We start from the raw sequence: 18,478 nt of genomic DNA, 5'->3' as shown, positions 1-18,478 counted from the left end.
CATGAAAGTTGCCCTGCAAGACGAACCCGGTGAAGACATCGCCCAAGCCCTGCAAGACGGCTGGCTACCGATCCGCGAAGTGGCGCGCCAGACCGGTGTCAACGCCGTGACCCTGCGCGCCTGGGAACGCCGCTATGGCCTGATCGTGCCCCAGCGCACGCCCAAGGGCCATCGGCTGTTCAGCGCCGACCATGTGCAACGTATCCACGCCATTCTCACCTGGCTCAATCGCGGCGTGCCGGTCAGCCAGGTGAAACACCTGATTGACACTGCTCAGACCAGCCCCGACACGGCAGAGAATGAATGGCACACCCTGCGCCAGACCCTGGTGCAGGCCATCAGCGAACTGACCGAGCGCCGGGTCGACGACGCCTTCAACCAGGCCATGGCGCTATACCCGCCGCGCACCCTGTGCGAACAACTGCTGCTGCCACTGATCATGGAGCTGGAGCAGCGTTGGCAGGGCCAGTTCGGCGCGCAGATGGAACGGGTGTTTTTCCTGTCCTGGCTGCGCAGCAAGTTCGGTGCGCGTATCTACCACAACAATCGCCAACTGCACGGTGCGCCGCTGTTGCTGGTCAACCAGTCCGACCTGCCACTGGAGCCGCACCTGTGGCTCAGCGCCTGGCTGGCCAGCAGCGCCGATTGCCCGGTGGAAGTGTTCGACTGGCCGCTGCCTGCCGGCGAACTGGCCCTGGCGGTGGAGCATCTGCAACCGCGCGCGGTGCTGCTGTATTCGAGCAAGGCCCTGCACTTGCCCGCGCTGACCAAACTGTTGATGGGCGTCAGTTGCCCGACGCTGCTCGTCGGACCAACGGTGTGCATCCACCAGGCTGAGTTAGCCGTATTAACCCGTGACACTCCTGAATTGTTCGTGGCCGAAGAGGTGCTGTCGGCTCACCAGTTATTGATCCAGCGTGGACTTATCTAAATGCATTTGATCTGGCTGCGCACCGACCTGCGCCTACACGACAACACCGCCCTGGCCGCCGCGAGCCAGCGTGGCCCGGTCGCTGCCGTGTACCTGATCACGCCGGAGCAATGGCTGGCCCACGATGATGCGCCGTGCAAAGTCGACTTCTGGCTACGCAACCTGCAGCACCTGAGCCAGGCCTTGGGCGAGCTGAACATCCCGCTGTTGATCCGCACGGCGGCCACTTGGGATCAGGCGCCCGCTGTGCTCGGCGAACTGTGCCGGGCGCTGTCGGTGCAATCGCTGCACGTCAACGAGGAGTACGGCATTCACGAAAGCCGCCGTGACGCCGCCGTCGCCCAGGCGCTGGAGGCCGAAGGCGTGACGTTCCACAGCTACCTTGACCAATTGTTCTTCCAACCGGGCAGTGTGCTGACCAAGACCGGCACCTACTTCCAGGTCTTCAGTCAGTTCCGCAAAGTCTGCTACACACGGCTGCACAGCGCCCTGCCACGCTTGGTGCCCACGCCAAAGGCCCAGGCCAGACTCGACTTCAACAGCGATCCGGTCCCGACCACCGTTGCCGGTTTCGAGCCGCCCAGCAACACCCTGCGCGCGCTCTGGCCTGCCGGTGAAGACGAAGCCCGGCGCCGCCTTGACACCTTCGCCGACCAGCAGATCAGCTACTACAAAGACGAGCGCGATTTCCCCGCCAAGCCCGGCACCAGCCAGTTATCGGCCTACCTCGCGGCAGGCGTGGTCTCGCCGCGCCAGTGCCTGCATGCCGCGTTGCAGACCAACCAGGGCGAATTCGAAAGTGGCGACATCGGCGCCATCACCTGGATCAACGAATTGCTCTGGCGTGAGTTCTACAAACACATCCTGGTGGGCTACCCACGGGTGTCGCGCCACCGTGCGTTCCGCACCGAAACCGAAGCCGTGGCTTGGCGTGATGCGCCCAAGGATCTGGCGGCCTGGCAGGAAGCTCGCACGGGCCTGCCGATCATTGACGCAGCCATGCGCCAACTGCTGGAAACCGGCTGGATGCACAACCGGCTGCGCATGGTGGTGGCGATGTTCCTGACCAAGAACCTGCTGATCGACTGGCGTGAAGGCGAGCGCTTCTTTATGCGCCACCTGATCGACGGCGACCTGGCGGCCAACAACGGCGGCTGGCAGTGGAGTTCGTCCACAGGCACCGACTCGGCGCCGTACTTCAGGATCTTCAGCCCCCTGAGCCAGTCGGAAAAGTTCGACAGCGAAGGGGTATTCATCAAGCACTGGCTGCCGGAACTGGCCGCCCTGAATAAAAAGGAAGTGCACAACCCCGAAGCCGCCGGTGGCCTGTTTGGCGTGGCGGATTATCCGCGCTCGATTGTCGACCTGAAAAAGTCCCGCGAGCGCGCCCTGGCCGCCTTTCGCAGCCTGCCTTCGCGGCAGTCGGTGGCCGAACATGAGTGACTTCCTGCAACGCTTCGCCCAGACCTTCGCCACGCTGGACAAGCACAACCTGCACCTGCTCGACAGCCTATACAGCAAGGACATTGCCTTTACCGACCCGCTGCACGAGGTCCATGGCCTGACCGCGCTGCACAGCTATTTCGTCGAGCTGTACAGCAATGTCAGCCAACTGCGCTTCGACTTCCACGGTTTCGACCAAGTGGCCGAAGGCGAAGGCTACCTGCGCTGGAAAATGAGTTTTTGCCACCCGCGCCTGGCCAACGGCCAAGTCATCCGGGTGGAGGGGTGCTCGCACCTGATGTGGCGGGACAAGGTGTACCGCCACCGCGATTACTTCGATGCGGGCGCCATGCTCTACGAACACCTTCCCGTCCTGGGCAAAATCGTCAGTTGGTTGAAAAGGAGAGTGGGATGAACGCAGTGTCGCCACGTCGTTATTGGCTGACCGGTGCCAGCAGTGGGATTGGTGCCGCCTTGGCTGTGGAGTTGCTTGACAGCGGCGCCCATGTGGCCTTGAGTTCCCGCACCCAGGCGCCGCTGGACGCACTGGCCCAACGTTACCCCGGCCAAGTGCTGGTGGTGGCCGGTGACCTGACCAACAGCCAGACGGTACGCGAGATCGGGGAGCATATCGGTGCTGCCTGGGGTTCGCTCGACACCGTGATCCTCAACGCCGGCACCTGTGAGTATGTCGACGCCAAGCAGTTTGATTCATCGATCATCGAGCACGTGGTGCGCACCAACTTGCTGGCCAGCAGTTATTGCATCGAAGCGGCCCTGCCGTTGTTGCGTGCCGGGCGCACCCCGCATCTGGTGGGTGTTGCCAGCGCCGTGACCTACCTGCCGATGCCCCGCGCCGAAGCCTATGGCGCGTCCAAGGCCGGGCTGCGTTACCTGTTTGAATCCCTGCGCATCAGCCTGTCGACGGAAAACATCGACGTCACCGTGATCAGCCCTGGCTTTGTCGACACGCCACTGACCGAGCGCAATGACTTCCCGATGCCCCTGAGCTGGCCTGCCGACAAGGCGGCTCGGCACATTTTCGCCAAGCTGGACAAACGCCCACTGGAAATCGCCTTCCCGGCGTTGTTCATTGCGACCCTGTGGCCGCTGTCGAAACTGCCTAACCGCGCGCAATTGATCATCGGCAAACGCATGCTGCGCAGCCCGCCACCGAAAAAGGACGACCAGTGAAGATCGCCATTATCGGCAGCGGCATTGCTGGCCTGACCAGCGCCTACCTGCTCAGCCGCCGTCACGAGGTCACCGTGTTTGAAGCGGGCAATCGTATCGGCGGGCATACCCATACAGTCGATGTCAGCGTCGACGGCAAAAGCTACGCGGTGGACACCGGCTTTATCGTGTTCAACGACTGGACCTACCCCAATTTCATCCGCTTGCTGGGGCAGATTGGCGTGACGTTCAAACCCACCGAGATGAGCTTCTCGGTGTGCGACGAAAGCACCCGGTTCGAATACAACGGCAATAACCTCAACAGCCTGTTCGCCCAGCGCCGCAATATCCTGTCGCCGGGCTTCTGGGGCATGTTGCGCGACATCCTGCGCTTCAACCGCCAGGCGCCGCTGGATCTGCAGGAGCAACGCATCAGCGCCGAGATGACCTTGGGCGACTACCTCGCAGCCGGCGGTTACGGCGAACGCTTTGTGCGGCATTACATCGTGCCGATGGGCGCGGCGATCTGGTCGATGTCCCTGGCAGACATGCTGGGCTTTCCGTTGCAGTTCTTTGTGCGCTTCTTCAAGAACCACGGCTTGCTGTCGGTGAACAACCGGCCGCAGTGGTGTGTGATCGAAGGCGGGTCCAGCCGCTACATCGAACCGTTGACGCGCCGCTTTCGCGAGCAGATTCGCCTGAATTGCCCTGTGCATAATGTCGAGCGCACCGAGGACGGCGTAGTTATCCACAGCCCTGCCGGCAGCGAGGCGTTTGATCGGGTGGTGTTCGCCTGCCACAGCGACCAGGCACTGGCATTGCTCGCCGACCCCAGCCAGGCCGAACAGGAGATTCTCGGTGCCCTGCCCTACGCCGACAACGACGTGGTCCTGCACACCGACACCCGCCTGCTGCCCGACCGCAAACTCGCCTGGGCCAGCTGGAATTATCGGCTGAGCGGCAACACCCAGACCCAGGCGGCCGTCACTTATGACATGAACATCCTGCAGGGCATCGACAGCGCCACCACCTTTTGCGTCAGCCTCAACCAGACGCCAATGATCAACCCGCTGAAGATCCTCGCGCGCTACACCTACGCCCATCCGCAATACAGCCTGGCGGCGGTGGCCGCGCAAAACCGCTGGGAAGAACTGGCCGGGGCGCGCAACACCTTTTACTGCGGCGCCTACTGGGCCAATGGGTTCCACGAAGACGGCGTGGTCAGCGCCCTGCGCGTGGCCCAGGCCTTTGGGGAAACCCTGTGAACAGCGCCCTGTACAGCGGCTGGATTGCCCATCGACGGTTTGCGCCCAAGGCCCATGCCTTTCGCTACCGCATCGGCCTGCTGTACCTGGACTTGAGCGAACAAGACGAAGTCCTCGGGCTGTCGCCGTTGGCGGGGCGCAGTCGCCTGGCGCCCTTCGGTTTTCGTCAGCAGGATTACCTGCGTGAATTCACGCGCCACGGCATGAGCTTGAGCGATGCCGTGCGCCAGGAAGTCGGCAAGGCGCTGGGGCGTACGCCTCAGGGCGTTATCTGCCTACTGACCCAGGCCCGCAGTTGGGGCCTGGCTTTTAATCCGGTGAGTTTCTTCTATTGCTTCGAGGCCGACGGACAACTGGCCGCGATTCTGTGTGAAGTGACCAACACCCCGTGGCGCGAGCGCTACCACTACGTGCTGCCGGCCCAAGCCCTGGGCGCTGATGAGCACCAGCATTTCGCCGTGGCCAAGGCCTTCCATGTGTCGCCGTTCTTGCCCCGCGACCTGGAATACCGCATGAGCTTCAGCCCGCCCGCCGCCAGGCTCGGCGTGCACATGGCCGACTGGCAGGGCGAGCTGAAAGTGTTCGACGCCACCTTGAGCCTGCAAAAAGAAGGGTTGGATCGCGCCAGCCTGCATCGCTACTTGTGGCGCTTTCCGTGGATGACCGCCAAGACGTGCCTGGCCATTTACTGGCAGGCGCTGCGCCTTTTTCTTAAGCGCACACCGATTTTTTCCCACCGGGCCGCCGATGGCGCCTCTCGTACAGCCGTCGGGTATACCAAGGATCGCCGCCATGAAATCCCCTAGCTTATCGGTCAAGGCCAACCGCCTGAACGTCAACGGTGTGACCAGTGCGCTATTGCGCAAGGGCGTGCTGCGTCAACTCAGCCAATTGCGCCACGGCCAACTGGTGGTAATCGAGGACGGCGAACGGCAAGTGTTCGGCGCACGGGAAGCGCACTTGCTGGGGGAAATCCAGATCCTCGACCCTGCGGTTTGGGGACTGGTGGCGGCCAACGGCTCCATCGGCGCCGGCGAGGCGTTTATACACGGGTATTGGAGCAGCCCGGACCTGACCGCCGTGGTGCGTGTGATGGTCAGCAACCTGGACGTGCTCGACGCCATGGAAGGTGGCCTGGCGCGGCTGGCACGCCCGCTCACCCAAGGCCTGCACTGGCTCAACCGCAACACGCGCAAGGGCTCGCAGAAAAACATCGCCGCCCACTACGACCTGGGCAACGACCTGTTCGAAGAATTCCTCGACCCGACCATGATGTATTCGGCGGCGCAATTTCTGAGCCCTGACGACACCCTGGAACAGGCGCAACTGAACAAGCTGGAACGCATCTGCCAGAAGCTCGCGCTCAAGCCCACCGACCACCTGCTGGAAATCGGCACCGGTTGGGGCAGCATGGCGCTGTATGCGGCGCAACACTATGGCTGCAAGGTCACCACCACGACCTTGTCCAAGGAGCAGTTCGCCTACACCGAAAAACGCATCGAAACCCTCGGCTTGCAAGGCCAGGTCACGCTGCTGCTGAGTGACTATCGCGACCTCACCGGCCAGTACGACAAGCTGGTGTCCATCGAGATGATCGAAGCCGTTGGCCATCGCTTCCTGCCGACCTACTTCAAGCAATGCGCGCACTTGCTCAAGAGCGATGGGCTGATGTTGCTGCAGGCCATCACCATCCGCGAGCAACGGTTTGAGCAGGCCAAGAACAGCGTGGACTTTATCCAGCGCTACATTTTTCCGGGCGGCGCCCTGCCCAGTGTGCAGAACATGCTGCAAATCGTCAGCCGCGACACCGATATGAACCTGCTGCACATGGAAGACTTTGGCCTGCACTACGCGCGAACCCTGCGCCTGTGGCATGAGAACTTTCGTCGCGCTCACGGCCGCCTGACAGAAATGGGCTACGACGAATACTTCCTGCGGTTGTGGGAGTTTTACCTGTGTTACTGCGAAGGTGGCTTTATGGAGCGCACCATCGGCACCGCGCAATTGCTGCTGGCCAAACCGGCAGCGATCAACCCGCCGTTGCTCGGGCGCTTCAATGCTTAAAAACCTGGCCAATGCCGCGCTGTTCCAGTGCGGCTGGTTTGCCTGTGTGCTGGGCGGCGACAGCGTGTGGTTACTCGTGGGGCTCGCTGCGCTGGCTATTCATCTGCTGTGGATAAGTTCATGGGCCGAAGACGGCAGACTGATTCTCGGCGTGACGGTGCTGGGCACATTGCTGGATACGGCGTTACGCACGGTGGGCGTGTTTCATTTCACCGAGCCGGGCCCGCTTATCCCGTTCTGGTTGATGCTGCTGTGGGCGCTACTGGCAACCACACTGCGTCATTGTCTGGCCTGGAGCACCCGGCCTCGCTGGCGCGCAGCATTATTGGGCGCCGTGGGCGGCCCCATGTCCTATTACGCAGGCAGCCAACTGGCAGGGGTGAGCTTCGGTTACGCCCTGTGGCCGAGCCTGTTCGTCTTGGCACTGCTGTGGGCTGTGCTCTTCGCACTGCTTGCTCGCGCCGCGACAAAATACTGAAGCCGGTCGGCTTTTTCTTGCAGCTTGCCGCTCAAAGCATGAAGCTGCCGCCATGACCAACATCCCCCACACTCAAATCGCCGAACCCGCCGTCACCTGCTCGACGTGCGCGGCCTGCTGCTGCCAGCTGGAAGTCATGCTGATCACCGACACCGGCGTGCCGGAGCGCTATATCGACACCGACGATTGGGGCGGCGAAGTGATGCTGCGCCTGGACGACGGCTGGTGCGCGGCGCTGGATCGGGACACGATGATGTGCACGATCTATGAGCGTCGGCCGCTGATTTGCCGGGAATTCGAGATGGGCGCACCGGAGTGCATCGAAGAGCGCCAGGGGATTGCGACGGCCTACCGCTGACCTAAACACCGATGACGATCAAATGCAGGAGGGGGCTTGCCCCCCGATTGCAGTGTGTCAGACAAAAACTTGCTGGCTGATACAGCCCAATCGGGGGCAAGCCCCCTCCCACAAGGGATTTGCGCAATTACAGCTGCAGGGTGTAGTGCAGCGCGTAGCTCTCTACCCCATCATTGTTGCTGCTGATGCCGGCATTGGAATAGTGCGTGGCACGAATGCCCACTTCATGCCCACCGGTAAACCGCAGGCCGAACCCCAGACGGTCTTCGAACTGGAAAGCCTGGCCGATGTTGTTGTCTTCCAACTTCGTGCGGGAGAACACCGCCACACCGATCCCCGCCTCGATGTATGGCTTGACCGATTCCCCGGCAAACTCATACACAAACACCGGCGAGAACGACAGGCTGCTGGCACTGGCGCGCTTGTCGCCATCCCAGTAGGTATAAGCGCCGCTCCAGTAACCGGTCAGGCGACCCACATCGCTCTGCCACCAGCTTTTATCCCAGTCCGACGTGAGCCCCAATCGGTAGGTCATGGTCGAGTCGCTGGTGCTGCCTACGCCAAATTCCAGGCCAGCAGCCTGGGCCGAAACCGAGTGTCCCACCACTACGGCCGCAATTGCGGCCAAACAGAACAAGCGCTTCATAAGAAACAGTCCTTTGAGAACGAAGTTGTATGATTTTTTACAGGCCATCTCGCTATAGAAGCTGACTCAGAGCCAGAAGTTCAGCGACATTTCACGAAATTTTCACGAGCCAAAGCTTCGCACAACTGCGGAATGTTTCCAAAGTGTGGGTAGGATATTTCTTAGATGACACACATCGCCGCTGGTCCAGAACTGGGCAGGTTCAGGATCGCCATGGGCCAGCAGGTTGCGTTCGCCCAACAAACGCTTGAGCTGGCGGGCCACGGCGGCGCCGGTGTCGATGAGGACGATGCTGGGGGGCAGCATCTGTGCCAGGAGGGGCTTCAGGAAGGGATAGTGGGTGCAACCGAGGATGATGGTGTCGCAACCGGCGTTGAGCAGCGGCTCGATGTAGCCCTGCAACAACTGGCGCAGGGCCGGGCTGTTCAGGTCGCCAGTTTCAATCAGTTCCACCAGGCCGGGGCACGGCTGGGTGATCACCCGCACATCGGTGGCGAAACGGTCGAGCAACGCGGCGAACTTGGCACTTTGCAGGGTGCCGGTGGTGGCCAGCACGCCGACCACGCCACTGCGGGTGGCGGCAGCCGCTGGCTTGACGGCGGGCTCCATGCCCACCAACGGCCAGTCTGGGTAGTCCTGGCGTAAATCTGCAACGGCGGCGACGGTGGCGGTGTTGCAGGCAATCACAAAAGCCTTGGCACCCTGTTCGCGGAAAAACTCAGCGACCCGTCGCGAACGCTCACGAATAAATTCGGGGGTTTTCTCGCCATAGGGGATATGCCCGCAATCGGCCACGTACAACAGCGATTCGTGGGGCAATAGCTGTTGGATTTCATCCAGCACCGACAAACCGCCGACGCCGGAATCGAACACACCGATTGGCGCGTCCTTAACCATGTTGCGTCCCGCAGACACTGCAACCGGGATCACGCTTGACGCGCAATTCTCGAAAACGTGTGGTCAAGGCGTCGATCAGCAGCAAGCGGCCCACCAGCGGTTCACCGAAACAGGCCAGCAACTTCAAGGCTTCCAAGGCTTGCAGGCTGCCGACAAGCCCCACCAACGGCCCGACCACGCCCGCTTCGCTGCAGGTGAGTTCGGTGTCGCTGCCGTGCCCGTATAAACAGTGGTAACACGGACTGTCGGCGCGACGCGGGTCGAACACCGACAATTGGCCTTCCAGGCGAATCGCTGCCCCGCTGATCAACGGCTTGGCCGCGATAACGCAGGCGGCGTTGACCGCTTCGCGTGTGGAGAAGTTGTCGCTGCAATCAAGCACCACGTCCACCGCAGCCACTGCCGCCGCCAGCGAGTCGGCGTCCAGCGCGGTGCGATGGGCGACCAACGTGATTTCAGGGTTGATGGCGGTCAGGCGGCGCAGGGCCGAGTCGACCTTGGTCTGCCCGACACTGTCGGTGTCATGGATGATCTGACGTTGCAGGTTGGTCAGGTCGACGGTGTCGAAGTCGGCCAAATGCAGTTCGCCCACGCCCGCAGCGGCCAGGTACAGCGCCACTGGCGCGCCCAGGCCACCGAGGCCGACGATCAGCACACGGCTGTTTTTAAGGCGCAACTGGCCTTCGATGTCGACATGCTGCAACAGAATCTGTCGGCTATAGCGCAACAGCTCCTGATCGGTCAGCACGGGCGATGCCCCAAGGTGATGCGTTCGTGGCCGCCGAGGTCGATGCGACTGTGCACGCCCTCAAAACCCTGGCCCAGCAGCAGATCACGCACGGCCAGGCCCTGGTCGTAACCGTGTTCGAGCAGCAACCAACCACCGGCATTCAGGTAGGCCGGGGCCTCGTTGATGATCAACCGCAGGTCGTCCAAACCGTCATGGCCCGCCGCCAGGGCGCTGGCCGGTTCAAAACGTACATCGCCCGCGACCAGATGCGGGTCATTGTCGGCGATATACGGCGGATTACTGATGATCAGGTCGTAACGGCGACCTTGCAGCGCGCTGAACCAATGACTGCGCAGCACTGTGGCGTTATTGAGGTGCAGACGCTGGCGATTGCGCTCGGCCAGCGCCACGGCTTCCAGCACGCGGTCGACGGCCGTGACGTGCCAGGCCGGGCGCTCGCTGGCCAGGGCCAATGCGATGGCGCCGCTACCCGTGCCGAGGTCGAGGACCTGGGTGGGCGTGGCCGGCAACAATTCCAGGGCGGCCTCTACCAGCAACTCGGTGTCCGGACGCGGGATCAGCGTGTGGGGCGCGACCTCCAGGTCCAGCTTCCAGAAGCCCTGCTGGCCGAGAATATAGGCGACCGGCTCCCCGGCGCGGCGGCGCTGGAGGTAGTCGGCAAAGGTCAGCGCGTCTTCGCTGCTGACGATTTTTTCCGGCCAGGTGTGCAGGTAGCTGCGGGACTTGCCCAGGGCCGCCGCCAGTAACAATTCCACGTCCAGGCGCGCGGTGGGCGAGTCGGGCAGGTCGGCGGCGCGCAGCAGGCTGGCGATGATGGTCATTTATTCACCTATCGCGGCCAATTGGTCGGCCTGGTACTCGGCGAGCAAGGGCTCGATCACCGCATCGACGCCGCCGGCGAGAATCTCGTCGAGGGAGTAAAGGGTCAGGTTGACCCGGTGGTCGGTGACCCGGCCCTGGGCAAAGTTGTAGGTACGGATGCGCTCGGAACGGTCGCCCGAACCCACCAGCAACTTGCGCTCGCTGGCAATCGCGTTGGCGGCGGCGCTGGTCTGCTGGTCATTGAGCTTGGCCGACAGCCAGGACATGGCCCGGGCCCGGTTCTTGTGCTGGGAACGTTCTTCCTGGCATTCGACCACGATGCCCGACGGCAAGTGGGTGATACGGATTGCCGAGTCGGTCTTGTTGACGTGCTGACCACCGGCACCGGACGAGCGGTAAGTGTCGACCCGCAGGTCCGCCGGGTTGATCTCGATGGCCTCCTGCTCATCCGGCTCAGGCAATACAGCCACGGTGCACGCCGAGGTGTGGATACGGCCTTGGGATTCGGTCGCCGGGACACGCTGTACGCGGTGCGCGCCGGATTCGAACTTCAGCTTGCCGTAGACATTTTCGCCTTCGACCCGCGCGATGACTTCTTTATAGCCGCCGTGCTCGCCCTCGTTTTCGGACAGGATCTCCACACGCCAGCCACGTCGCTCGGCATAGCGCGAATACATGCGAAACAGATCGCCGGAGAAAATCGCCGCCTCGTCGCCACCGGTGCCGGCGCGGATTTCGAGGAACACGTTGCGCCCGTCGTTTGGATCCTTGGGCAGCAGCATGCGTTGCAGGTCGCCTTCCAGCGCGATCAACTTGTCCTTGGCCTCGCGGACTTCTTCCACGGCCATTTCGCGCATATCCGGGTCGCTGTCCTTGAGCAGCGCCTGGGCACCTTCAAGGTCGGCCTGGGTTTTCAGCCATTGCCCGTAGGTGGTTACGATCGGTTCAACTTCGGCGTATTCCTTGGAATAGGTGCGGAACTTGGTCTGATCGGAGATGACTTCGCCATCGCCGAGCAAGGCGGTCAGTTCTTCGAAACGGTCCTGGAGCACGTCCAGTTTATTGAGCAGTGACGCTTTCATTGCGGTTTTTTATCCGAAGAGCTTTCTGACGCGCCCTCACCGAGGGCAAAGAGTTCCTGAGCCATGGCCAGCGCATCGAGGCGGCCTTCGGCGGTAAGCTTTTTCAACTGTACGCTGGGTGCGTGGAGCAACTTGTTGGTCAAGCCACGGGCCAGTTGCATCAGCACTTCTTCGGCGCTGCTGCCGTTGGCCAGCAAACGCTGGGCCTTGATCAGTTCCTCGTCGCGCAGGCGTTCGCCCTGCTGACGATACGCCTTGAGCACGTCCACTGCCGCCAGTTCACGCAGGCGCACCATGAAATCTTCGGCGCCGGTGCTGACCATTTCCTCGGCGGCCTGGGCTGCGCCCTGGCGGCTCTTGAGGTTTTCGGCGACGACTTCGTGCAGATCGTCGACGCTATAGAGGTAAACGTCGTCCAACTCGCCGACTTCGGGCTCGATATCCCGGGGAACGGCGATGTCTACCATGAAAATCGGTTTGTGCTTGCGCAGCTTCAGCGCGCTTTCCACCGCGCCCTTGCCGAGGATCGGCAATTGGCTGGCGGTGGAGCTGATGACGATGTCACTGCGCACCAGTTCGGCGGGGATATCCGCCAGCAGAACGGCGTGGGCACCGAATTGTTCGGCGAGGATGCTGGCGCGCTCCAGGGTGCGGTTGGCGACGACGATGCGCTTCACACCCAGGTCATGCAGGTGACGGGCGACCAGGGTGATGGTCTCGCCGGCGCCAATCAGCAAGGCCTGGCTGCGTTGCAGGTCGCTGAAAATCTGTTTGGCCAGGCTGACGGCGGCAAATGCCACCGAGACCGGGTTTTCGCCGATGGCGGTGTCGGTGCGCACCTGCTTGGCGGAATTGAACGTGGCCTGGAACAGCCGGCCCAGCAGCGGGCCGACGGTACCGGCCTCACGCGCCACAGCGTAGGCGGATTTCATCTGCCCCAGAATCTGCGGCTCGCCCAACACCAGCGAATCGAGACCGGCAGCCACGCGCATCATGTGACGAACTGCCGCATCCTCTTCGTGCACATAAGCGCAGGCGCGCAGGTCGTCGAGGCTCAAATGGTGGAAATCGGCCAGCCAGCGCAGGACGACATCCGCTGAAAGATGTTCCTGCTCTATATAAAGCTCGCTGCGATTGCAGGTCGAAAGGATCGCAGCTTCGCGACTGTCGGTGAGCCGGCAGAGCTGCTGCAAGGCCTCAACCAACTGCTCTGGCGTAAACGCCACGCGCTCGCGCACGTCTACGGAGGCAGTCTTGTGGTTAATACCGAGTGCGAGGAAGGCCATTCAATATCGCTGATGATGTCGGGAAGCCGACAATTGTCCTACTTCGAAAGATTCAGAACAACCACCGTCGTCTATTGTCCTAATGCCTTGTGTCTATAAAGGCACCAACTGAGACTCGGTTATGTTTGGCCGAAGGCTTGTGTCATGATGATCCGACCGCAGGTTAGTCGTCCTCTTCCTATATGAATAGATCTTCCGCGTTGCTCCTTGCTTTTGTCTTCCTCAGCGGCTGCCAGACCTTGGCCCCCGTGTCGCCGGACGGTACGCCGCCGGTAGAAGACAGCACCCCCGCCCCTGAAAAGCCCAAGGTTTATTCCTCATTCAGTGAAGAAACGGTGTTCAGCCTGCTGAGTGCGGAACTGGCCGGCCAGCGCAATCGCTTCGACATTGCGCTGGACAACTATGTGACCCAGGCCATCAATACACAGGATCCTGGCATCTCCGAACGGGCATTTCGCATCGCCGAGTACCTGGGCGCCGATCAGGCCGCACTGGACACCTCGCTGATCTGGGCGAAAAACGCGCCGGACGATCTGGAAGCGCAACGGGCGGCGGCCATTCAACTGGCGCGGGCCGGGCGCTATGACGACTCCATGGTCTATATGGAGAAAGTCCTGCAAGGCAAGGGCGACACCCATTTCGACTTCCTCGCGCTGTCGGCTGCCGACACTGACCAGGACACGCGCAATGGCCTGATGAAGAGTTTCGACCGCCTGCTGCAAAAGCATCCAAAAAACAGCCAGCTGATTTTCGGCAAGGCCCTGCTGCTGCAACAGGACGACGAGGCCGACGCCGCGCTGAAACTGCTGGAGCAGAACCCGCCGGACGAGGGCGAGATCGCGCCGATCCTGCTGCGCGCACGCTTGCTGCAGAATCTCAATCGCGGCAAGGAAGCCATTCCGCTGCTGGAAAAAAGCATCAAGAAGTACCCGGACGACAAACGCCTGCGCCTGACTTACGCACGTATGCTGGTGGAGCAGGACCGTATGGAGGATGCCAAAGTGCAGTTCGCCAACCTGGTCCAGCAATACCCCGATGACGACGAACTGCGTTACTCCCTGGCGCTGGTGTGCCTGGAAGCCAAGGCCTGGGACGAGGCTAAGGGTTACCTTGAAGAACTGATCGGGCGTGAAAGCCATGTGGACTCGGCGCACCTGAACCTGGGCCGTATCGCGGAAGAACGCAACGACCCTCAGGCCGCCCTGCTCGAATACGCCCAGGTTGGCCCCGGTAACGACTACCTGCCGGCCCAGCTGCGCCAGGCCGATATCCTGATGAGCAACGGTCGTACCGACGAGGCCGAAAAACGCCTGGCCGCGGCCCGCGATGCCGAGCCGGACTATGCGATCCAGCTGTACCTGATCCAGGCCGAAACCCTGTCGGCCAACAATCAGGGCGAGCGCGCCTGGAAACTGCTGCAACAAGCCTTGCTGCAATTCCCCGACGACTTGAACCTGCTGTACACGCGCGCCATGCAGGCGGAAAAACGCAATGACCTGGCGCAGATGGAAAAAGACCTGCGCCTGATCATCAAGCGTGACCCTGACAACGCCATGGCCCTCAACGCCCTGGGCTACACCTTGTCAGACCGCACGACCCGCTACGACGAAGCCAAGGTGTTGATCGAACAGGCACACCAGCTCAACCCTGAAGACCCGGCCGTACTCGACAGCCTCGGCTGGGTGAATTACCGCCTGGGCAACCTCGACGAAGCAGAGCGCTTGCTGCGCCAGGCGCTGGAGCGCTTCCCCGATCAGGAAGTCGCGGCGCACCTGGGCGAAGTGCTGTGGGCCAATGGCAAGCAGCGCGAAGCACGTCAAATCTGGGAAAAATTCCTCAAGGAACAACCCGAAAGCCCCATCCTGCGCGGCACCATCAAGCGCCTGACCGGATCCGAGACCCTTTAAGCTTATGTTCTTGCGCCATGTTGTAGTGTTCAGTCTTATCGCCCTGCTCGCCGGTTGCGCGGGCATCGGCAGCCGTGAATCCGTTGAAGGCCAGGGCAACCCGGCGCAATGGCAACAGCACAAGGATCAGCTCAGCAGCATTGATGGCTGGCAGATCGAAGGCAAAGTCGGCGTGCGCGCACCCAAGGACTCAGGCAGCGGCACCTTGTTCTGGCTGCAACGCCAGGACTACTACGACATTCGCTTGTCGGGCCCGCTGGGCCGTGGCGCCGCTCGCCTGACAGGTCGACCGGGGCAAGTCAGCCTTGAAGTGGCCAACCAGGGCCGCTATGAGGCGGCTTCGCCGGAAGCACTGCTGGAAGAACAGATTGGCTGGAAGCTACCCGTGTCGCACCTGGTGTGGTGGGTGCGCGGCTTGCCCGCTCCGGACAGCAAGAGTCGCCTGAGCCTCAATGGTGACAGCCGCCTCGCATCACTGGAACAGGATGGCTGGCAGGTCGAGTACCTCAGTTATGTGGAACAGGGCGGTTATTGGCTGCCCGAGCGCATCAAGCTGCATGGCACTGACCTTGATGTCACGCTGGTGATCAAGGATTGGCAACCGCGCAAGCTGGGGCAATAACGTGACTTCAGAACGCCTGACGCTGCCCTCACCCGCCAAGCTCAACCTGATGCTGCATATTCTCGGCCGTCGTGAAGACGGCTATCACGAGTTGCAGACGCTGTTTCAATTTCTCGACTACGGTGATGAGCTCACCTTCGCCGTGCGCGACGATGGCGTGATCCACCTGCACACCGAATTCGAAGGCGTGCCCCACGACAGCAACCTGATCGTGAAGGCGGCCAAAAAACTTCAGGAACAATCGGGTTGTGCATTGGGCATCGATATCTGGATCGATAAAATTTTGCCCATGGGCGGCGGAATCGGTGGCGGCAGTTCAAATGCCGCGACGACGTTGCTGGGGCTCAATCACTTGTGGCAACTGGGCTGGGGCCATGATCGCCTGGCCGCACTGGGCCTGACACTGGGCGCAGACGTCCCGGTTTTCGTGCACGGACACGCCGCATTTGCTGAGGGCGTGGGGGAGAAACTTACCCCGGAATATCCCGAAGAGCCGTGGTATGTCGTGCTTGTCCCGCAAGTATCTGTAAGTACAGCAGAAATTTTTTCAGATCCGTTGTTGACACGTAACTCTTCTCCCATTAAAGTGCGCCCCGTTCCCAAGGGAAACAGTCGAAATGACTGCTTACCGGTTGTAGCAAGGCGTTATCCAGAGGTACGTAACGCTTTGAATTTGTTAGGTAAATTTACCGAAGCAAAATTAACCGGAACTGGAAGTTGTGTGTTTGGGGGCTTCCCAAACAAAGCTGAAGCTGATAAAGTCTCGGCCCTTCTTACAGAGACCCTTACAGGGTTTGTAGCAAAGGGAAGCAACGTTTCGATGTTGCATCGCAAGCTGCAAAGTCTGCTCTAAAAGGAACCGAGTACTGGGTACTCGTTGCAACAGATACAGGGGCGTCGCCAAGCGGTAAGGCAGCAGGTTTTGATCCTGCCATGCGTTGGTTCGAATCCAGCCGCCCCTGCCATTTTCTAATACTCATCCAGGTTACCCTCAGCCTCTAGGTACTGCGCGTGTCCAAGATGATGGTCTTTACGGGGAACGCCAACCCCGATCTGGCTCGACGTGTCGTACGTCAGCTGCATATCCCTCTCGGTGACATCTCTGTCGGTAAATTTTCCGACGGCGAAATTACAGCCGAGATCAATGAAAACGTTCGCGGTAAAGACGTCTTCATTATTCAGCCGACCTGCGCTCCGACCAACGATAACCTGATGGAACTCGTCGTGATGGCTGATGCCTTCCGCCGCTCCTCAGCGACTCGAATCACAGCTGTAATCCCTTACTTTGGTTATGCCCGTCAGGATCGCCGTCCGCGTTCCGCACGTGTGGCTATCAGCGCGAAAGTCGTTGCTGACATGCTGACCGTGGTAGGCATCGACCGTGTTCTCACGGTTGACCTGCACGCTGACCAAATCCAGGGGTTCTTCGATATTCCGGTAGATAACATCTACGGTTCGCCAGTACTGGTGGACGATATCGAAGATCAGCGCTTTGAAAACCTGATGATCGTGTCCCCGGACATTGGTGGCGTCGTGCGTGCACGGGCTGTTGCCAAATCCCTGGGCGTTGATCTCGGGATCATCGACAAACGCCGCGAGAAAGCCAATCACTCTGAAGTGATGCATATCATCGGTGATGTCGAAGGGCGTACCTGTATTCTGGTTGATGACATGGTCGACACCGCCGGCACCCTGTGCCACGCGGCGAAAGCCTTGAAAGAGCACGGTGCAGCAAAAGTCTTCGCCTACTGCACACACCCTGTGCTGTCAGGCCGAGCAATCGAGAACATCGAGAACTCTGTGCTGGACGAACTGGTGGTGACTAACACCATCCCGTTGTCCGCTGCTGCACAAGCCTGTGCGCGTATCCGTCAACTGGATATCGCACCGGTAGTTGCCGAAGCGGTTCGCCGCATCAGCAATGAAGAATCGATCAGCGCGATGTTCCGCTAAGGGTCAAACCTTCGGAACACCTCACTGACGAAAAGCGCCCCGCCCCAGCATTCTGTTGGGGCGGGGCTTTTTTGCCCATATCGCCTTTAGCGCTGGTCGCAAACGCTGGGGCGAATGTGGTTATTTTGGAGATACAACATGAACGATTTTACTCTGAATGCTGAAGTGCGTTCCGACCTGGGGAAAGGTGCGAGCCGCCGCCTGCGTCGTCTCGCAAGCCTGGTTCCAGCTGTAGTTTACGGTGGCGAGAAAGCCCCTGAATCCATCAGCATGCTGGCTAAAGAAGTTGCCAAACTGCTCGAAAACGATGCTGCCTACAGCCACGTTATCGAACTGAACGTTGGCGGCAAAAAGCAGAACGTAATCATCAAAGCCCTGCAACGTCACCCGTCCAAGGGCCACGTTCTGCACGCTGACTTTGTACGCGTTGTAGCCGGTCAGAAACTGACCGCTATCGTGCCTGTGCACTTTGTTGGTGAAGAAGCTCCGGTCAAGAAAGGCGGCGAGATCTCTCACGTCCTGAACGAAATCGAAGTAACTTGCCTGCCGAAAGATCTGCCTGAGTTCATCGAAGTCGACCTGTCGGCTCTGGAAATCGGCGCAATCGTTCACCTGTCCGACCTCAAGGCCCCTAAAGGCGTTGAGTTCGTTGCACTGGCTCACGGTGATGACAAAGCTGTTGCAAACGTACACGCTCCACGCGTTGCTCCAGAAGCTGAAGAAGGCGCTGCAGAGTAATTCACTCTGTATTGCCGGAGCTTGAGGAAACATCGCGGACCGGAACGTAGCGAGAAAGCGGG

General features: G+C 60.8%; 20 protein-coding genes and 1 tRNA gene. 15 read left to right on the top strand and 6 right to left on the bottom strand.

The features are described 5' to 3' along the window. Window position 1: 1 nt before the first annotated feature. Genes NDJ82_RS13885 through NDJ82_RS13845 form a run of 9 tightly spaced genes read left to right on the top strand, consistent with a single transcriptional unit; the run spans window position 2 to window position 7,712 of the window. Window positions 2-931 (top strand): MerR family transcriptional regulator, encoded by a 930-nt coding sequence (locus NDJ82_RS13885; protein WP_250925714.1) that lies wholly within the window; start codon window positions 2-4, stop codon window positions 929-931. After that, window positions 932-2,374, top strand: a complete 1,443-nt coding sequence (gene phrB, locus NDJ82_RS13880; RefSeq protein ID WP_250925713.1) for a deoxyribodipyrimidine photo-lyase — start codon at window positions 932-934, stop codon at window positions 2,372-2,374. It begins immediately after the preceding gene. Further along, window positions 2,367-2,789 (top strand): nuclear transport factor 2 family protein, encoded by a 423-nt coding sequence (locus NDJ82_RS13875; protein ID WP_250925712.1) that lies wholly within the window; start codon window positions 2,367-2,369, stop codon window positions 2,787-2,789. Before phrB ends, NDJ82_RS13875 begins: the two co-directional genes overlap by 8 nt. Beyond that, complete coding sequence (locus tag NDJ82_RS13870) at window positions 2,786-3,568, top strand: SDR family NAD(P)-dependent oxidoreductase (RefSeq protein ID WP_099583963.1); 783 nt, start codon at window positions 2,786-2,788, stop codon at window positions 3,566-3,568. Before NDJ82_RS13875 ends, NDJ82_RS13870 begins: the two co-directional genes overlap by 4 nt. Further along, a complete protein-coding gene (locus tag NDJ82_RS13865; RefSeq protein WP_099583962.1) occupies window positions 3,565-4,812 on the top strand; it encodes an NAD(P)/FAD-dependent oxidoreductase in 1,248 nt (415 codons plus the stop codon). The genes NDJ82_RS13870 and NDJ82_RS13865 overlap by 4 nt, the downstream gene beginning before the upstream one ends. Further along, window positions 4,809-5,618: a DUF1365 family protein gene (locus tag NDJ82_RS13860; RefSeq protein ID WP_191947974.1), complete on the top strand. Its 810-nt coding sequence runs from the start codon at window positions 4,809-4,811 to the stop codon at window positions 5,616-5,618. The genes NDJ82_RS13865 and NDJ82_RS13860 overlap by 4 nt, the downstream gene beginning before the upstream one ends. After that, the gene (locus NDJ82_RS13855) at window positions 5,605-6,876 is read left to right on the top strand and encodes an SAM-dependent methyltransferase (protein WP_112193362.1); all 1,272 of its coding nucleotides are present in this window, start codon (window positions 5,605-5,607) and stop codon (window positions 6,874-6,876) included. The genes NDJ82_RS13860 and NDJ82_RS13855 overlap by 14 nt, the downstream gene beginning before the upstream one ends. After that, entirely contained in the window at window positions 6,869-7,354 is a 486-nt protein-coding gene (locus NDJ82_RS13850; RefSeq protein ID WP_250925711.1) for a DUF2878 domain-containing protein, read from the top strand. The genes NDJ82_RS13855 and NDJ82_RS13850 overlap by 8 nt, the downstream gene beginning before the upstream one ends. 52 nt (window positions 7,355-7,406) lie before the next feature. Continuing rightward, window positions 7,407-7,712 carry a YkgJ family cysteine cluster protein gene (locus NDJ82_RS13845; protein WP_099583958.1) on the top strand — a complete coding sequence of 102 codons (306 nt, stop codon included), beginning with the start codon at window positions 7,407-7,409 and terminating at the stop codon, window positions 7,710-7,712. 127 nt (window positions 7,713-7,839) lie between these two features. Here NDJ82_RS13845 and NDJ82_RS13840 read toward each other — a convergent pair whose 3' ends face one another. From NDJ82_RS13840 to hemA, 6 genes are all read right to left on the bottom strand, one after another. Then, complete coding sequence (locus NDJ82_RS13840; protein WP_099583957.1) at window positions 7,840-8,358, bottom strand: acyloxyacyl hydrolase; 519 nt, start codon at window positions 8,356-8,358, stop codon at window positions 7,840-7,842. A 102-nt stretch (window positions 8,359-8,460) separates the two neighbouring features. Beyond that, window positions 8,461-9,255, bottom strand: coding sequence for a glutamate racemase (murI, locus tag NDJ82_RS13835; protein ID WP_250925710.1), 795 nt, complete (start codon window positions 9,253-9,255; stop codon window positions 8,461-8,463). Next, window positions 9,248-10,003 (bottom strand): molybdopterin-synthase adenylyltransferase MoeB, encoded by a 756-nt coding sequence (locus NDJ82_RS13830; RefSeq protein WP_250925709.1) that lies wholly within the window; start codon window positions 10,001-10,003, stop codon window positions 9,248-9,250. The genes murI and NDJ82_RS13830 overlap by 8 nt, the downstream gene beginning before the upstream one ends. Beyond that, a complete protein-coding gene (prmC, locus tag NDJ82_RS13825) occupies window positions 9,997-10,827 on the bottom strand; it encodes a peptide chain release factor N(5)-glutamine methyltransferase (RefSeq protein WP_250925708.1) in 831 nt (276 codons plus the stop codon). Before prmC ends, NDJ82_RS13830 begins: the two co-directional genes overlap by 7 nt. After that, on the bottom strand, window positions 10,828-11,910 hold the full coding sequence (gene prfA / locus NDJ82_RS13820; protein ID WP_099583953.1) for a peptide chain release factor 1: 1,083 nt from the start codon (window positions 11,908-11,910) through the stop codon (window positions 10,828-10,830). Beyond that, window positions 11,907-13,196: a glutamyl-tRNA reductase gene (gene hemA, locus NDJ82_RS13815; protein WP_099583952.1), complete on the bottom strand. Its 1,290-nt coding sequence runs from the start codon at window positions 13,194-13,196 to the stop codon at window positions 11,907-11,909. Before hemA ends, prfA begins: the two co-directional genes overlap by 4 nt. Window positions 13,197-13,378: 182 nt before the next feature. Between hemA and NDJ82_RS13810 the strand changes: the two genes are divergently transcribed. The 6 genes from NDJ82_RS13810 (at window position 13,379) to NDJ82_RS13785 (ending at window position 18,416) form a co-directional block, all read left to right on the top strand. Next, complete coding sequence (locus NDJ82_RS13810; protein ID WP_099583951.1) at window positions 13,379-15,103, top strand: tetratricopeptide repeat protein; 1,725 nt, start codon at window positions 13,379-13,381, stop codon at window positions 15,101-15,103. 4 nt (window positions 15,104-15,107) lie between these two features. Then, window positions 15,108-15,725 (top strand): lipoprotein insertase outer membrane protein LolB, encoded by a 618-nt coding sequence (lolB, locus tag NDJ82_RS13805; RefSeq protein WP_099583950.1) that lies wholly within the window; start codon window positions 15,108-15,110, stop codon window positions 15,723-15,725. Window position 15,726: 1 nt separating this feature from the next. Beyond that, window positions 15,727-16,578, top strand: a complete 852-nt coding sequence (gene ispE, locus NDJ82_RS13800; protein ID WP_099583949.1) for a 4-(cytidine 5'-diphospho)-2-C-methyl-D-erythritol kinase — start codon at window positions 15,727-15,729, stop codon at window positions 16,576-16,578. Window positions 16,579-16,615: 37 nt separating this feature from the next. Beyond that, window positions 16,616-16,690 (top strand) — tRNA-Gln (locus tag NDJ82_RS13795). 46 nt (window positions 16,691-16,736) lie between these two features. Further along, on the top strand, window positions 16,737-17,678 hold the full coding sequence (locus NDJ82_RS13790) for a ribose-phosphate pyrophosphokinase (RefSeq protein WP_003171603.1): 942 nt from the start codon (window positions 16,737-16,739) through the stop codon (window positions 17,676-17,678). A gap of 138 nt (window positions 17,679-17,816) precedes the next feature. Then, entirely contained in the window at window positions 17,817-18,416 is a 600-nt protein-coding gene (locus NDJ82_RS13785) for a 50S ribosomal protein L25/general stress protein Ctc (RefSeq protein WP_099583948.1), read from the top strand. Window positions 18,417-18,478 lie beyond the last annotated feature (62 nt).

Source organism: Pseudomonas sp. SR18 (assembly GCF_023701505.1).
GTDB classification, from domain to species: Bacteria; Pseudomonadota; Gammaproteobacteria; order Pseudomonadales; family Pseudomonadaceae; genus Aquipseudomonas; species Aquipseudomonas cyclaminis.
Note: the sequence above shows the minus strand (reverse complement) of the source record. Positions and strands in the feature narration are given on the sequence as shown.

Bases quoted from the DNA above. Each gene is read 5' to 3' on its own strand.
- NDJ82_RS13785 (WP_099583948.1), top strand. From the start codon at position 17,817: ATGAACGATTTTACTCTGAATGCTGAAGTGCGTTCCGACCTGGGGAAA.
- NDJ82_RS13885 (WP_250925714.1), top strand. From the start codon at position 2: ATGAAAGTTGCCCTGCAAGACGAACCCGGTGAAGACATCGCCCAAGCC.
- NDJ82_RS13845 (WP_099583958.1), top strand. From the start codon at position 7,407: ATGACCAACATCCCCCACACTCAAATCGCCGAACCCGCCGTCACCTGC.
- murI (WP_250925710.1), bottom strand. From the start codon at position 9,255: ATGGTTAAGGACGCGCCAATCGGTGTGTTCGATTCCGGCGTCGGCGGT.
- NDJ82_RS13850 (WP_250925711.1), top strand. From the start codon at position 6,869: ATGCTTAAAAACCTGGCCAATGCCGCGCTGTTCCAGTGCGGCTGGTTT.
- NDJ82_RS13870 (WP_099583963.1), top strand. From the start codon at position 2,786: ATGAACGCAGTGTCGCCACGTCGTTATTGGCTGACCGGTGCCAGCAGT.
- prfA (WP_099583953.1), bottom strand. From the start codon at position 11,910: ATGAAAGCGTCACTGCTCAATAAACTGGACGTGCTCCAGGACCGTTTC.
- prmC (WP_250925708.1), bottom strand. From the start codon at position 10,827: ATGACCATCATCGCCAGCCTGCTGCGCGCCGCCGACCTGCCCGACTCG.
- lolB (WP_099583950.1), top strand. From the start codon at position 15,108: ATGTTCTTGCGCCATGTTGTAGTGTTCAGTCTTATCGCCCTGCTCGCC.
- NDJ82_RS13840 (WP_099583957.1), bottom strand. From the start codon at position 8,358: ATGAAGCGCTTGTTCTGTTTGGCCGCAATTGCGGCCGTAGTGGTGGGA.
- NDJ82_RS13810 (WP_099583951.1), top strand. From the start codon at position 13,379: ATGAATAGATCTTCCGCGTTGCTCCTTGCTTTTGTCTTCCTCAGCGGC.
- phrB (WP_250925713.1), top strand. From the start codon at position 932: ATGCATTTGATCTGGCTGCGCACCGACCTGCGCCTACACGACAACACC.
- hemA (WP_099583952.1), bottom strand. From the start codon at position 13,196: ATGGCCTTCCTCGCACTCGGTATTAACCACAAGACTGCCTCCGTAGAC.
- NDJ82_RS13875 (WP_250925712.1), top strand. From the start codon at position 2,367: ATGAGTGACTTCCTGCAACGCTTCGCCCAGACCTTCGCCACGCTGGAC.
- NDJ82_RS13855 (WP_112193362.1), top strand. From the start codon at position 5,605: ATGAAATCCCCTAGCTTATCGGTCAAGGCCAACCGCCTGAACGTCAAC.